Origin of the sequence: Hydrogenophaga sp. IBVHS2 (assembly GCF_002127215.1) — a bacterium.
Classification (GTDB): Bacteria; Pseudomonadota; Gammaproteobacteria; order Burkholderiales; family Burkholderiaceae_C; genus Hydrogenophaga.
Genome location: NZ_NFUT01000001.1, coordinates 939582 through 954989, shown reverse-complemented (window position 1 = coordinate 954989; position 15408 = coordinate 939582). Strand labels below are relative to the sequence as shown.

Genomic DNA, 15408 nt, shown 5'->3' with positions numbered 1-15408 from the left:
TGGTTACAGCAGGAAGTCTTCGGCGGTCACGTTGGTGGAGCGAGCCCCGATCAGCATGATCTGGCCACCCACCATCGCGTTGCCGCTGGCATCCACACCGTCGGACACCGTCACCTGGGTGACGCTGGTGCCAATGGCCTGGATGGTCACCCGGTTGCTGAACTGATCGGCTGCAATCCCGAAGGCGGTCAGGTCGATCAGGTCCTGGCCGTCGGTGGCGATGGCATCGAAGCCCTGGACAACGTCGCTGCCGAAGTTGTTGCCGAACACGAACACATCGTTGCCGGCCGCACCGGTCAGCGCATCGTTGCCGGTGCCGCCATCCAGGCGGTCGTCACCCAGGCCACCGTTGAGCTCGTCGCTGCCGGCGCCACCCTTGAGGGTGTCGTTGCCGCCACCGCCCAGGATGTCGTCGTCGCCGGCACCGCCGGTGATCTCGTTGGCCAGGACGTTGCCGGTCAGCACGACCGGCCCCGTGCCGGTGTACACCAGGTTCTCCACGTTGGCCGCCAGCGTGTAGTTGGTGCTGCCGCTGTAGATGACGGTGTCGGTGCCGCCGCCGGCCAGCTCCACCACCCGGTCGGTGGCCACGTCGAGGCGGTAGGTGTCGTTGCCGGCACCACCGGTCATGGTGTCGTTGCCCAGGCCACCGTCCAGCACATCGTTGCCGGCGCCACCGATGATGGCGTTGTTCAGCACGTTGCCGGTGCCGGCGAAGTTGCCGGTGCCGGTGTAGGTCAGGTTCTCCACGTTGGCCGCCAGGGTGTAGGCCGACAGTGCGGTCTCCACCCGGTCGGTGCCCTGCCCGGCCAGCTCGGTGATGGTGTCGCCGGCGTCCACGCCGACGTACACGTCGTTGCCGGTGCCACCCAGCATGGTGTCGTTGCCCGCACCACCCTGCAGGATGTCGTTGCCGGCACCGCCGTCGAGGTAGTCGTTGCCACCCAGGCCCTGCAGCGTGTCGGCGCCAGCCAGACCGAAGATGCGGTCGGCACGGCCGTCACCGATCAGCACGTCGGGGCCACCGGTACCGATGATGTCCACGGCAGCGGTGCTGACGCGGCGGTCGGCGAACTGCAGGAACTCCACGTTGAACACGCGGTCGGTGCCGTCGTCGAAGCGCAGGTCCACGTTCGGGCGGGCATGGGTCACGGTGGCCGAGCCGTCGTCGTTGTATTCGATGTCGTACTCGGCAAAGTTGCCCCTGAACACGGCGGTGTCCACACCGGTGTTGCCGGCATCGCCGTCGAGCACCTCGCGGATGATGAACAGCTGACCCGGGTTGAGGGTGCGGTCGAACATCAGGCTGTCGAGCGTGCGGCCGTTGTACAGCGGGGTCGCGGCGGCAGCGTTCTGCGGGTCCACCGAGGCGGCGTACACCTTGCCGGACATGTCGTCGGTCCAGGCCATCAGGTTGCCATTGGCGTCCTTGATGCCGATGCGCACGTTGAGCCAGCGGTCGCCGTCGATGATGTCGTTGCCGGCATTGCCCTGGATGGTGTCGTCACCGCCACCACCCAGCAGGATGTCGGCCGACGTGTCGAACATGGTGCGGACGGTGCCGTCGCCGTTGCGCTGCAGCGCGGCCTCGTCGAACACCACGGCGGTGTGGGTCTTGCCGGCCACGGTGAAGGTGGCGCGACCCAGGTGGGCCACCAGTTCGCCCAGACCCGCCACGCGGGCCACGCCCTCTTCCAGCAGCGCGTTGGAATACGACTCGAACTTGGACGTCGGGTCGAACTGCGCGGCCGCCTGCGCTTCCTCGTCGTAGGCGCCGATGACCACGTCACGGCCGGTCAGCTTGTCGTTGTGCTTCCAGCCCGACAGGCCTTCGACCAGGTCGAAACGGTCGCGCAGGATGTTGGCCTGCTGGTTGACGAAGATCGGAATGCCCAGATCGGAGTCGGCGCCCTGCGCCTCGCCCTTGTGGATGGCCCAGTCGAAGCCGGCCATGCCGTTGTTGCGCTGGATACCCAGGCCCTGGAACATGATGTCGTCGCCCGACTCGGCGTCGTAGTCGTTGTCGTTGCCACGGCCGTTGAGCACGTCGTGGCCGATGATGGGGCTGTTGAAGAACAGCTCCGAGTTCTCGCCGGCCAGGGTGTCGAAGCTGTCGCCGCCCTCCAGCCAGTCGTCGCCCTCGTTGCCGGCAATGAAGTTCAGGCCGTCGGCGCCGCGCACGAAGTCGTTGCCCTCGCCGGCGGTGTAGGTCTTGCTGTCCACGCCGCCGAAAATGAAGTCCTGGCCGCTGCCGCCAAAGATCAGGTCCAGGCCGTTGCCGCCGTTGATGACGTCGTTGCCGGCGTCACCGTGGATCACGTCGGCCGCACCCGAATCGGTGCCGCTGTCGGTGATGATGTCGTCGCCGTCACCGCCGAACAGGTGGTCCACACCCTTGCCGCCTTCGATGCGGTCGTTGCCGCCCTTGCCCCAGACGGTGTCGTCGCCTTCGCCGGCGATGATGATGTTGTCCTTGTCGGTGCCGCCGATGACGATGTGGTCACCACCCATGTAGCGCAGGTTCTCGTCGACGCCGTCGCCGTCCAGGTCCTGGCGGATGACCAGCTTGCCTGCTGCTTGCAGGATCGGATCGGTGTGGGTCGGATCGTCCCCCTTCTGGATCTTCTTGTTGAGTTCCAGGATGTAGTCGGGCGTCAGGAACAGCGAGCTGGGCAGCGCGGTGGCGTTGGGGTTGCCCAGGTCGGTGTTGCGCATCACCAGCTCGGCGAACGAATCGGCCTCCAGCTGGTTGAGCAGGTTCATGCCCTGGGTGCGGCTGAGGTAGTAGAAGCGGTCACCGTCCTGCAGCTTTTCCATCTGCACTTCGAACACGAAGTTGAAGGTGGTGCCCAGCAGGCCGCCGAAGGCGATCTTCTTCTCGGCCAGACCGCCGATCCAGAAGTCCACATTGTTCAGACCGCCCAGGCTGCCGCCGGCATACGCGCCGGTGGCATTCAGGAAGTCCAGGCGGTCGGCCGGTGCACCAGGACCACCCATGACGATCTTGGTGGCCGCGTCGCGTTTGCCTTCGACCGTGGTCTCGGCCAGGATGCTGGCGTGCGTGCCGTAGGCCGCGATGAAGTTGATGATGGACGCCGGGTGCTTGATGTTGGTGGCGAAGTCGTACCAGCTGTCGTAGGGCTTGAGGATGGAGTCGTTGGTGGCCTCGAAGAACTGGCGACGGGCTTCGTTGAGGGAAGGCACGCCGGTATCGCGGCCGCGGGCGATGTTGATCGCGCCCAGGTCCAGCGGCAGACCCACCAGGTTGTTGCGCAGCGCCTCGGTCAGGAACTCGTCGATCTCGTTGCCCACCTGGCGGGTCATGCCGCGCAGGATGGCGCCGGCCGCCACGTCGGAGTCGGCGCCGCTGGCCTGGTACTCGATCGGGTTGAGGAAGGCATCGATCAGGCCGATGTGGTCGGTGGTCTGACCGTTGGCCGCGATGCGGTCGACCGACTCGTTGAGCATGGAGTGGCCGAAGCGGTACACCACGTGGGCGAACTCGGCCATGATGGCCGGGTCGATGTCGACCGTGTTGGAGAACAGGAAGGGGTCCACGTCCGGCGAGACCAGGCGCGCGAATTCCTCGAACACCAGGTGCTGGTAGACCATCTCGGTGCTGAAGCGGGCGGCCTGGAACAGGCGGTCGCCGTTCCACAGCAGACCGGCCGGGTCGGTGGGCACCTCGGTCACGGCCACATGCAGCCACTGGTTGATGAAGGCCAGGTCCTTGCTGTGCAGGATCTCTTCCTTGATCTGGTCCACGCGCAGGTTGTGCTCGCTGTGGAACACGTGGTGCACGGCGGTCAGGCCGATGTTCTCGTTGCCGCGGCCGTCACCCACCACATAGTGGGCGTCGAGCAGTTCGTTGTCGTAGGTCAGGTTGAAACCGAACCGGTTCGGAACGATGGTGTTGCCGGCCACGGAGTCGGTGTCGGCGGTGACGGCCACCATGGCCGTGGTCGGATCACGGTCGTGATCGATCGGACCCGACGGGGTGGCGTTGTGCGCGATGTCGTTCAGGAACGCACGGCCGGCACCGATGGCCAGCGAAGCCGCCACCGGGTTGTCGGCGGTGCCGCTGATCAGCGTCAGGCCCTGGGTGGTGCCACGCTGGTCGTTGGCGTTGTCGACCGTGGTCACCAGCTGGGCGTAGCCGTTGGCACCCAGGATCAGGTTGCCGTACAGGTCGGCCGCCACCAGCGGCACACGGTGCACATCCATGTCGGTCAGGGTGATGCCCAGCATCTCCTTGGCCTGGGCCTTGATGTCGGCCCAGGTCGGCGGGCCACCGTTCTGGCCTTCGAGCATGTGGCCGGTGGCGACGGTCTTGAAGCCGCCATTGCCGTCCGGCACGCGGGTGTATTCGCGCAGGAACACCTGGTGCGACTCGTGCGAGGTGTAGACCTGGTTCAGGTCGATCCAGGGCGTGGTCTCGTTGGTGTGTTCACGGATGTCGTCGGCGGTGCCCAGGATGCCGTCCGCGCCAGGCTGGTTGGTGGCGCGGGTCAGCACCATGAAGTTGGTCGGGCTGCCCGGCACATACAGCGGATCGTCCGGCTGGATCGGGATGTACACCGTGCCGCTGCCGCCCTTGGTGGTCAGGTCCAGACCGTGGTCGAAGAACTGGCCGAACAGGGTCAGGAAGCTGTTGTACGGCGCGGTGTCGCCCAGATCGGGCATGACGTTGGGGATGAGGATCGGTGCTTCGTCGCTGAACACGGTGTTGTTCTGCACCACGTCGAAGTCCAGGCCGAGCTGGCCCGGCAGGGCTTCGAAGGCCGCCTGGGTGCTGGCGGCCAGGGCCTGGGCGGCAGCCAGTGCATCCGCGCTGCCTTCCACCGCGTTCTCGGCGTTGGTCAGGGCGGTCTGGGCGGCGGCAGCAGCGCTCTGTTGCGTGGCGGCGGTGGCTTCCAGGGCGTCCGCGGTGGCGTCGGCCTGGGTGGCTGCCGTCTGGGCAGCGCTCTGGTCCGACTGGGCGGTCAGCAAGGCGGCCTCGGCCGCTGCCAGTTCGGCCTTGGCGGCGCTCTCGGTGGCCAGCGCCGCATCCAGGGCGGCCTGGGTGGCGGCGGCGTTGGCCTGGGCGGTGACCAGATCGGCGTAGGCGGTCTGGGCGGCGGCGGAAGCGGCACCGAACGCGGCGGTGGCGGCAGCCAGGACGCCCTCGGCAATCGCCAGGGCCTCCTGCAGGTCGGCCAGGTGGTCCTCCAGGGGCTGGCGGCGCGAATCGCCCAGCGGCAGCGAATCGATCTGGCGCTGCTGAGCGGTGATGTCGGCCCGCAGACCGCCCACCTCCAGTGCCGCATCGATGTAGGCCTCCAGCGTGGTGGTCCGCGTGGTGTTGGCGGTGTTGTAGGCGGTCAGCTTGGTGGCTGCGTTGAGGTCGGCGGTGCGGTCGGCGTTGAAGGCGGCATCCGAGGCGGCGTCGGCGTTGGCTTCGGCGGTGCGTGCCGCATTCACGCGGGCCTGGGCGCTGGCCAGGTCGGTGCCTTCGGCAGCGGCGGCTGCAGCCAGCTGGTTGGCGGTGGCACGGGCCGTGTCGGCGGCAGCCTGGGCCTGGGCGGCGGCCGTGGCGGCCTCGGCGGCTGCGGCCTGGAGAGCGACCAGGTCCACGTTCGCACCACCCGACTGCTGCAGGGTGCGCAGGGCTGCGGCGGCATCGGCTGCAGCGTCACGGGCGTCCATGTACTTCTGGGCGTCGCCGTACGGATCGGTGGACCCCAGCGCGGTGAAGGCCGCGATGATGGCGGCCGGGTTGTTGTCGGTCTGGTCGGAGATCAGGTTGCTGATGATCCGGGGCTGGGAGTCGTACACGCTGCCAGCGGTCTGTGCGTACGAAGTCTGGGCCGGCGGGATGTAGGTGCCGTTGGGCAGCGTACGGCCCGGGGACATCTCGGCCACGTCGAAATCCGGACGCAGCAGGCGCGGCATGATCTGGTCCGACGAGCCGTACATCGTGTTGACCAGGTTGTTGTACTGGCCGCTGACGGTGCGCAGTCCGAACGGCACCAGGTTGCCCAGCGGGTTGCCCTGTGCATCGGTCAGAGCACCGTAGTTGGACTGCACATGCCGCTCGGCGATCTGGATGTGCGAAAGGATGCGGGTGATGTCGTCAAGGTTCAGATGGAAGGACATGGCGGGCTCCTGGGTAAGTTCGGTCACGGGCTGGACGCACGCGAAGGGGTTCTGTGTCTATTTGTTTCGCGTTGGGCCGCAGTGTCGTTACTACTCAAGGCCTACGGCAATACCGTGATTTGTTACCCAATGACTACTCAGACCCCCCCCGTTCGAGTGACGTTTTCCACGCATGCATACGTTGGTACGAATCAAAAACTTCAATGAATCAAGGCTTAAGCCGCGTCAGTTGAAGCAAATCATCTCTGAACATCTGTATTTGTTGCTTTTGTAACGTTATGTAATTGCCCTACCACCCAGGTACTACAAGAACGAAAAAAAAGGGCCCCGAAGGGCCCCGCTTGTAACAAGAAGATAGGAACTCAGGTCGCCAGCGGCTTCGCCATCGGAACGGTCAGCACGACCCGGGTGCCGGCGCCCGGATCGGCGGCCAGGCGCAGGCGCCCACCGATGCCCGCCGCGCGTCGGCGCATGCCGCTCACGCCCTTGCCGCGCAGCACGGATCGGGTGGTGACAAACCCGCGCCCGTCGTCCCGGACCTCCAGCATCAGCGCACGGGCCACACCGTCGAAGCGGCAAGCCAGCTCGATCCGGCGCGCACCGGCGTGCTTGATGGCGTTGGCCAGCGCCTCGTGGGCAATGCGGAGCACCTCGTGGCGCACCTCGCCGCGCACCTCGGACAGGGGGCCGTCGATGTCGACCGACCAGCCCAGCTCGACACCCAGACGCTCCAGCGTGGGGCGCAGACGCCAGCGAAGCTGGGCCAGCCCGTCGATCACCGACTCGTTCGATGCGTCCATCACGTCCACCACGTTCTTCACCTCGAACAGGCACTCCTCCAGCGCATGGGCCAATGCCTGCTGCTCGGGCCGTGACCGGTCCAGTCCTGAGAGGATGTTGACGAGATGGGCCCCGACCCCATCATGCAGTTCGCGGGCCAGCCGCTTGCGTTCCTGATCGACCAGTGCCTCACCCACCGGTGCCGGTGCTGCAGGCGGCGTCGACGCCGGCAGCCGCACCCGGCCGGTGGCGAACATCCACAACATGCCCATGCAGCCGCCGAGCATGCAATGGGTCAGGCCGATCCTGAGCAGCAGCAGATCCGGGTGCAGCAGATCGTTCAGCGCCACGCCCAGGCCGATCAGCCCCACCACCAGCACCAGCCCGCCCGACAGGTCGAAATGCCGGAACACGTGCCGCGCCAGCAGCCCGAACTGCAGACCCAGCAGCACGGCATTGACCAGACGCCAGGCGGCCAGGCTGTTGTCGTGGATGGACGGATCGAGCAGACCGAGCACGGCGAGCAGGCTGCCCAGCACCCAGTGGCCCACGGCGATGCCGACCGCGCCCGGCAACAACAGCCGGGTGGACAGGAGCAGGAACAGGCACGCCGCCAGCTGCAGCAGCTGGTAGGCCACGGCGGTGACCACCCGGGCCGGCACGGGTGGGTCGACGGGCCACCAGCGCAGCAGCAGGCTGAAGGACAGCACCACCAGCAGCAGCGCCGCAAAACTCCGGTCCATGGTGCGCCGGCGCACATCGGGCCGGTCTTCGGCCGGCGCCCAACGCTCCAGCCCCCGGGTGAAGGTGCCGAACGACAGGCAGGCAATGACGGTGAAGGCCAGCGCAAGGTCCAGCGCCACCTCCTCGACGTTGCGCAGCGTCGTCGTCCAGCGCCAGTGCACCACCCGCAGCCCGGTCAGCACCACCAGCAGGCCGGTGAAGGCCAGCAACCAGGTCTGCGCGCCTGGCCAGCCGCTGCCGGCAGGCTTGGGCAAACGCAGTGCCATCAGAGCAGTCCACGCTCCATGGCACGGCTCACGGCCTGTGCCCGGGACCGCACCTGCAGCTTGCGGTTGATGTTGCGGATGTGCGCATTGACCGTGAGCCCGCTGATGGCCAGACGCTCGCCGATCTCGGGGTTGGTGTAGCCGGCGGCCACCATCTTGAGCACCTCGCGCTCCCGATCCGACAGCGATTCGCAGGCCGCCAGCTGTCCGGACACGCCCGCCGGCCTGGCATCCAGCCGCTGGATGAGGCGTCGGGCCAGCGCCGGCGTGATGGCAGCGCCGCCATTGACCACCTGCAGCACGGCCTGGGCAAAGTTGCCGAAGCAGTCGTGCTTGATGAGGTAGCCCATGGCACCGAGTTCAAAGGCGTGCAGCGCATGCTGGTCGTCCGCCAGCGCGGAGATCACCACCACCTCCACCATCGGGTTCTTGTGCCGGACCTGCTCGATCAGGCTGAAACCGCTGCCGTCGCCCAGGTTCAGGTCGACCAGCAGCACATCGAAGGCATGGCGGGAGGCCATCAACCGCGCCTCCCGCAGGCTCTGGGCCTGCCCCACCAGCTCGATGCGGTGGTCGGCCAGCAGCTCGCCGGCCACCACCCGGCGCAGGTGGGCGTCGTCGTCCACCAGGAGCACCCGCACCGGGCGCTCCGACTGCCCCACCAGATGGCCGGGCCAGGGCGCCGAGGGCGTGGCGGGAAGGGTGGCGGCAGGGACGGCTTCGTCGGCGGGATGCATGGCGGGTCTCCTCGTGTCGTTCTGCGCTTCGGTAGTCCATCGCGCACGGGTCATGCGTACGTTGGGATTAATTTCGATCGAGTTTGCCCGTATTCAGGGGGGCTTTTTCGTACCGAAGCATGTATTTTGCAGAAGAATGTTTCAAACGGATTGCAAAGTTACATCCAGTAACTACTCGCCAAAGTCGCCGATTCAGCTATTGATTGAATAGCGTTTCTGCAACCGCCAGCGGGCGTGGATGCGTACCGAAGTATCCATAGGAACGGCGGCAAGCTAGTTCGATCTGACTACGCGGCCGCAACGATTGGACACATTTGAACAAAAAGTCACACTTCTTCCCAGGCCAGACAGCCCCGCACCGAACGCGATACCGCACCGGGGCGGAATGCCAAAAGGCCTGCCGGACGGGCATGGTGCCCGGACCGGTCCTTGAACAGACCAACCCAGGAGTCACCATGAAAAAGATCGCCCTCATCGCCCTCGCCTTCAGCGCCAGCGCCGCCTTCGCCACCCCGCCGAGCAACTCCTCGAGCAGCCAGGGTCCGGAAATCAACGATCCCTCCATCCAGGCCACGGTGCTGGTGAACACCGCCGTGATCAACGCCGCTGTCGCCGGCACCGCCGTGCAGAACATCGCCACCAACGCCGGCAACGTCGACGTGGGCGGCAAGCAGCTGCAGCTGGTGGCCGCCGAGCGCAGCCTGGTGATGAACGCCGCCCTGGGTGGCGAAGCCCGCCAGAACCTGGCCTCCAACGTCGGCAACGTGGAAATCGACGCCGCTTCCCTGCAGATCGTGGCCGCTTCCAAGTCGGCCCTGATCAACAAGGCTGCCTTCGGCGCCACCGCCGTGCAGAACGTGTCGACCAACACCAGCTGCTCGACCTGCCGCTGATCGGTCCGACCCACCGGTGCGGCTGCCGACGGCAGCGGCCCGGTGGGTTTTGTTTCGCGCAATCACCGTCGATCTGGAGAAAGTCATGCCGCGATCCACCATGGCCCCAGCCACCCTTTTCTCCTGCCGGCCGGCCGCCCCGCTGCGCGCGCTGGCCGTCGGTCTTTTGTGCGCCCTGGGCGCATCGGCCTGGGCCCAGTCGGCCCCCGGCGAGGACCCCCTGGTGCTGACCAAGCGGGTGGCGCCCACCGGCCTGCCGCTGAACAACCAGCCCAGATCGACCGGCCTGGATCAATCCTCCCAGATGCCCGCCTGGATGCGGGCCAAGGTGTCGCGGTACACCGCCAAGGCCTACTCGGCCAACACCGACGGCATCTACACCGACGCCGACGTGGTCACCACCGCCACCACCGATGGTTTCCGTCGCTCCTGCACCCAGGAAATCGCCACGCAGACCACCAACGCCGCCAACCGCTTTGGCGCCCCAGCCCAGGACCAGATCGTCGTGCTGCGTGGCGACCTGGTGAACATCTGCAACTGAGCCAGCCATGACCGCCCCTGCCTCGCCCGCTCCCCGCCAACCCCTGAGCCGCTGGCTCGGCATGGCCTGCCTGTCGACCGTGCTGGTGCTCGCCGGCTGCGCAACCCCCATGGACCCGCGCAAGGACGCCCAGTACCAGAGCTACGGCAACGCCGCCTCCCGGCCCACCGTGCGCCCGGTGCGCTCGGTCTCCAGTTTCTCGGACTCGCTGATGTGCATGGACCAGATGCTGCGCGAGGCCAACATCACCACCACCCTGGTGACCAGCAAGCTCATCCCCGATGCCTCCCTGCGCGTGCCGGTGGCCACCAAGGAGATGATCATCACGGCGCTCTCGCAGATGTCGCGCCTGAGCAATGCCTTCCGCTATGTCGACTACGAGGTCGACATCGCCCGGCAGGACACGGTGCAGAACCTCACCACCATCCTGCTCAACAACAACCAGATCCAGCTGCAGCGACCCTCGCTCTACATCTCGGGGGCCGTGGCCTTCGTCGACCAGAACGTGCTGAGCAACCGCTTCGATGCCGGCACCTCGGGCTCCCGCCTGGAAACCGGCTACAGCCGCGATCGCAACGTCACCGTGGTGGGCCTGGAGCTGCACCTGGGCGATTTCCGCTCGCGCACGCTCATTCCCGGCATGGACTCGGCCAACGAGGTGATCATCGGCACCGGCGGCCAGGGCCTGGACGTGGCCGGCCGCATCGGCGACTACGGCCTGCAGTTCAACGTCGGGCGCGATTACGCCCAGGGCACGGGTGCGGCCATCCGCACCCTGGTCGAGCTGGCCATGATCGAGCTGGTGGGCAAGTGGGCCCGTGTGCCCTACTGGCAGTGCCTCACCCTGGAACAGAACCACCCCGACTTCCAGCGCCAGCTGCGCGACTGGTACGACGAGGGCGGCGACAAGGTCCACCAGGGTCTGGTGCGCCGATCGCTGGTGGCCAAGGGCTACCTGCCGGGGGGCGACGCCACCCCGCCGGTCAACAGCCTGGCCTTCCGCCGCGCCCTGGCCCGCTTCCAGGCCGACCAGCGCATGGTCGTGACCGGCACGGTGAACTTCCCCACCTACGAGCGGGTGCTGCGCGACTTCGTGGCCCTGGACGCCAACGGCCAGCTCACCCGTTACGGCTGGATGAGCCAGGACCCCACCCCGGTCCAGCCGGCAGAAGGTCCCGACCAGCCGGTGCCCTCTTCCGGGCTGGCCTACGGCCAGCGCACGCCGACCCGCAGCATCGACCTGCAGATCGAGAACGTGCTGCTCGGCCGCACCGTGTTCGAGGTGGGTGAGCAGGTCTTCCTGTCGGCCACGGTTTCACAGGCGTCCCACCTGTCGTGCTACCTGTCGGACTCGGCCGGCAACGTGATGCGCCTGATCCCCAACCCGATCGCCACCCAGGCCGTGGTGCCCGGCAACCAGGCGGTGCGCATCCCGGACTGGATGAGCCCCAACCCCGGCTTCGTGCTGGCGACCACCGCGCCGGGCCAGGAAGGCGTGCTCTGCGCCGCCACCGGCGAGGACGTGATGGCCCGGCTGCCGGCACCGCTGCAGGGCGCTGCCCTCAAGCCCATGCCCGAGGTTCGTGGTCTGGATGCCGTGGCCAAGGCCTACACCGACGCCGTGGGGGCCGAGGCAGTGAGCCTGGGTCGGGTGAACTGGACCGTCGGTCCGCGCCGTCCGGCACCTGCCCCGGCTGCGGCACCTGCCCCGGCTGCGGCCCCTGCTCCCGCCCCTGCCCCGGCTGCACCCGCCGCTGCAGCGCCCACCCGATGAGCGCCGACGCGCCGGTCCGTCACGCCCGGGCGCCGGGGGCGCTGCTGGCGGTCGTGCTGGCCTGGGGCTGCACCACCACGCTGGCCCAGACCCGGGCCGCCGGAGCGCCCGTGTTCGACCCGGCTCCGGTGAGCGAACCGGCGCTGGCCAGCCCTGTGCCCGGATCACGTCCGGACCAGAGTGCCGAGCTGGCGCGCGTGCAGGCCCAGGCATCGCAACCGGTGGCCAGCCTTCGGGGCAAGTCCCGGGCCGACGCCGCCGAGGCGGCCTGGCTGCTCGGGCTGCTGTCCCTGCACGGCGCCACGCTGCCGCGCGACGACGCACAGGCCCGCTTCTGGTTCGAGCGGGCCCGTCAACTGGGCGCCCGGCTCGCCCCGGCCGCCGTGGCCTGGTGCGCCATCGACGGCTGCGGCAGCACGGCCGATCCCCAGCAGGCCCGCGAGGCCATCGCGATCCTCCGCCGCACCGACCCGGGCCGTGCGGCCCATCTGGAGTGGCTGCTGCGCCAGCGTGCGCCCGTGCTGGACGGTGCGGCCGGCGCGCAGGCCGAAGCCGTCTCCCGCGATCTGCTGCAGCGCGCCGCGCGCGCCGGCAATTCGCACGCGCGCCTGGAAATCGCGCTCGAGCAGGCCGGAGCCGGCCGCGAGAGCGACGCCCTGGCAGGCCTGAAGGCGCTTGCCCCGATCCTGCCGGCTGCAGCCGCCAATGTCCGCGTGCTGGAGGACCGGTTGCGCGCCGGTCCCGCGCCGACCGTGGCGGCCGAGCCGGCCCAGCCGGGCAACGGCGTCACCCTGCTCGGCATGGACAACACCATCGTGCTGCCGGGCCGCACGGTGGGCGCCGACGAGGCCTATGCGCTGGCCCGCCGCTTCCACCAGGGCAATGGCGTGCCGGCCAATTACAGCGAAGCGATCCGTCTGTACCGGCAGGCCGAGGCCCAGGGCAACACCGCCGCGCGCCAGATGCTGGCGCTGATCTACTCCCGCCCCACGGCCGAAGGCCAGGTCGACTTCACCTGGATGCGCCAGCTCAGCCAGATCGAACCCGGCACCGCCGGTGTGGGCACGGCGCGGGCATCGGCCACCAGCCCGTGGCAGCGCGAGCCCACGCCATTGAGCGATCTGGTGCCGCCGCGCTGGCGCGGTCAGACCACCGGCCCCTGACCGCGCGGCGGGGCGTCAGCCCTTGCGCAAGGCGGCCCGCAGCTGCTCGCCGATCTCGGGCCGCTCCAGGAACGGATCGACCGGATTGGTGGCGTTGACGATGCCTTCCATGCGCGTGCGCACGTTGCCCAGCGCGCGGGGGTGGCTGAAGATGTAGAAGCGGTCGGCGGCGATGGCGTCGAACACCAGGGCGGCCACCTCGGCGGCCGTCACCTTGCCCGAGCTCACCGCCTTGTCGCTCATGGCCTGGCCGATGAGCTGGCTGCGGGTGGGTTTCTCGGTGGCCATGTCGCCGGGCCGGTTGCGGTGGCTCTGGCTGATGCCGGTGGGCACGAAGTACGGGCAGAGCACGCTGGCGCCGACCTGATCGGTGACCAGGCGCAGGTCCTGGTAGAGGGTTTCGGTCAGGCTCACCACCGCGTGCTTGCTCACGTTGTAGATGCCCATGTTGGGCGGGGTGAGCAGGCCGGCCATGCTCGCGGTGTTGACGATGTGGCCACGCCATGCGGGATCGGCCTCGGCGGCGGCCAGCATGTGCGGGGTGAACAGGCGCACACCATGCACCACGCCCCACAGGTTCACGCCCAGCACCCACTCCCAGTCGCGCACCGAGTTTTCCCAGATGAGGCCGCCCGAACCGACACCCGCGTTGTTGAACACGAAATGCGGCGCGCCGAAACGGGCGACCACGTCGTTGGCCAGGGCCTCCATCTCGTCGGCGCTGGACACATCGACCCGGCGCGCCATGACCTCGGCACCGGCGGCCGTGAGTTCGGCGGCGGCGCGGTCCAGCGCGTCCTGCTGCACGTCCACCAGCACCAGCTTCATGCCGCGCTGCGCGCCGATGCGGGCGCATTCAAGGCCGAAACCGGAACCGGCGCCGGTGAGCACGGCCGTGCGGCCCGCAAAGTCCTGAATCATGGAATGTCTCCTTCTGGGTTGTGGGGGTCAGGGGCGCAGCATCTCGACATGGTCGATGCCGTCTTCGTCGTAGATCGGGCCGGCGGTCTCGAAGCCGTGGCGGCGGTAGAAGCCTTGCAGGTGGGCCTGGGCACCGATGCGGATGGGCTGGGGCCCCCACAGCGCCATCAGCGTCTGCACCGCTTGCGCCATCAGCACATGGCCCAGGCCGGTGCCCCGCAGCGCGGGGTCGCTCACGACCCGGCCGATGCTGGCTTCGGTGAACTTCAGGCCGGCCGGCACCAGGCGGGCATAGGCGTGCAGGGTCGGCGTGCCGGCGCCGTGGGCGGGTTGTTCGCCCAGCAGGTGCATGCAGTCGGCATCCGCCCCGTCCATGTCCTGGAAGAGGCAGCGCTGCTCCACCACGAACACCTCGCTGCGCAGCCGCAGCATGCCGTAGAGCGTGGCTGGCTGCAGGGCACCGAAGGGCAGGCAGCGCCAGTGCAGGCCGGTGGGGTCGGGACGGCTCAAGCCTTGACTTCCCTCAGCACGAAGCCCACGCGCGGGAAATGCACATGCAGCGTGCCGGCGCGCTCGTCGGTGCGTTCCAGCGTGTACCGGGTGCGGGTGGCGGCCCGCAGGATGCCCTCGGTGGGCTCGGTGCCGAAGGCCTCGGGCGCCACCGTCACCCGGCTGCCCAGGGCGATGCCGTGGTCGTCCTGGAAGACCTCGTCGGACAGGGCGGCCGGCTGGCTGCTGCGGGCCACCGCGATGGCGTCGGCCGACGACAGGGCCTCGGACCGACCATGGCCGATGGCGGCCATGCGGTCCATCCACTCCAGCACGTCGGGGGTGGCCTCCAGCACGCCGGCCATGGCCGGGTTGACCACCCGGCTGAACCACAGCGGGTGGTAGGCGGCGAAGTCGGCAATGCAGGGGATTTCGCCCAGCAGGAAGGGCTGGTCGTCCAGCATGCTGGAGAGCCGCCGCAGGTAGCTGCGGTAGGCCGAGGTGGCGTCGGCCGGGCGCAGCACGGTCATGTTGGTGCGCATGGCACCCCGGTCGGCGGCAAAGGCGGCCGCCGCCTCGGGCGGCTGACCGGCGAACAGGGCGGCAGCGCCCTTGGGGCTGAGGTTGTGGCCCATGGCGGCCCAGAACAGGGTGCCATCAGCCCACTGCGCCAGCACGCGGGACAGGCCCCGGGCATGGGCCGGGTACAGCGGCGGCTCGGGCTGGTGATGGTCCAGCACCTCGGCGATGAGCGCGGTGTCGCACCAGATGTCGGCGCCGATCTGCAGGAAGGGCGTGCGGCGGTAGCCGCCGGTGAGTGCCAGCACGTCCGGCTTGGGCATGATGCGCGGAATGTGCACGCTCTTCCAGGCCAGCCCCTTGTGGCCGAGGATGAGGCGCACCTTTTCGGAGAACGGGGACGTGGGGTAGTGGTGCAGGATCAGGTCGGCCATGGTGCTCTCCGG

10 protein-coding genes are annotated in these 15408 nt (G+C 68.5%); 4 read left to right on the top strand and 6 right to left on the bottom strand.

Translation table 11 applies throughout. From position 1 onward, the window contains the following. Nucleotides 1-3: 3 nt before the first annotated feature. The 3 genes from CAP38_RS04595 to CAP38_RS04585 form a co-directional block, all read right to left on the bottom strand. Complete coding sequence (locus CAP38_RS04595; RefSeq protein ID WP_218776551.1) at nt 4-6135, bottom strand: peroxidase family protein; 6132 nt, start codon at nt 6133-6135, stop codon at nt 4-6. Nucleotides 6136-6497: 362 nt separating this feature from the next. After that, entirely contained in the window at nt 6498-7925 is a 1428-nt protein-coding gene (locus tag CAP38_RS04590) for a sensor histidine kinase (protein WP_086119657.1), read from the bottom strand. Continuing rightward, nucleotides 7925-8662, bottom strand: a complete 738-nt coding sequence (locus CAP38_RS04585) for a response regulator transcription factor (protein WP_086119656.1) — start codon at nt 8660-8662, stop codon at nt 7925-7927. The genes CAP38_RS04590 and CAP38_RS04585 overlap by 1 nt, the downstream gene beginning before the upstream one ends. Nucleotides 8663-9117: 455 nt before the next feature. On the opposite strand from CAP38_RS04585, the gene CAP38_RS04580 reads away from it, so the two are divergent. From CAP38_RS04580 to CAP38_RS04565, 4 genes are all read left to right on the top strand, one after another. Further along, nucleotides 9118-9555, top strand: a complete 438-nt coding sequence (locus CAP38_RS04580; RefSeq protein WP_086119655.1) for a hypothetical protein — start codon at nt 9118-9120, stop codon at nt 9553-9555. An 85-nt stretch (nt 9556-9640) separates the two neighbouring features. Further along, on the top strand, nt 9641-10096 hold the full coding sequence (locus CAP38_RS04575) for a hypothetical protein (RefSeq protein WP_256924260.1): 456 nt from the start codon (nt 9641-9643) through the stop codon (nt 10094-10096). Between the two features lie 7 nt (nt 10097-10103). Further along, nucleotides 10104-11870: a DUF4384 domain-containing protein gene (locus CAP38_RS04570; RefSeq protein WP_086119654.1), complete on the top strand. Its 1767-nt coding sequence runs from the start codon at nt 10104-10106 to the stop codon at nt 11868-11870. Further along, a complete protein-coding gene (locus CAP38_RS04565; protein ID WP_086119653.1) occupies nt 11867-13033 on the top strand; it encodes an SEL1-like repeat protein in 1167 nt (388 codons plus the stop codon). The genes CAP38_RS04570 and CAP38_RS04565 overlap by 4 nt, the downstream gene beginning before the upstream one ends. 15 nt (nt 13034-13048) lie before the next feature. Here CAP38_RS04565 and CAP38_RS04560 read toward each other — a convergent pair whose 3' ends face one another. From CAP38_RS04560 to CAP38_RS04550, 3 genes are read right to left on the bottom strand one after another with little or no spacing between them, the layout of a single operon-like run. Next, nucleotides 13049-13954 (bottom strand): SDR family oxidoreductase, encoded by a 906-nt coding sequence (locus tag CAP38_RS04560; protein WP_086119652.1) that lies wholly within the window; start codon nt 13952-13954, stop codon nt 13049-13051. A gap of 27 nt (nt 13955-13981) precedes the next feature. Next, the gene (locus CAP38_RS04555) at nt 13982-14464 is read right to left on the bottom strand and encodes a GNAT family N-acetyltransferase (RefSeq protein WP_256924259.1); all 483 of its coding nucleotides are present in this window, start codon (nt 14462-14464) and stop codon (nt 13982-13984) included. Next, nucleotides 14461-15396, bottom strand: coding sequence for a glutathione S-transferase family protein (locus tag CAP38_RS04550; RefSeq protein WP_086119651.1), 936 nt, complete (start codon nt 15394-15396; stop codon nt 14461-14463). Before CAP38_RS04550 ends, CAP38_RS04555 begins: the two co-directional genes overlap by 4 nt. Nucleotides 15397-15408: the final 12 nt, after the last annotated feature.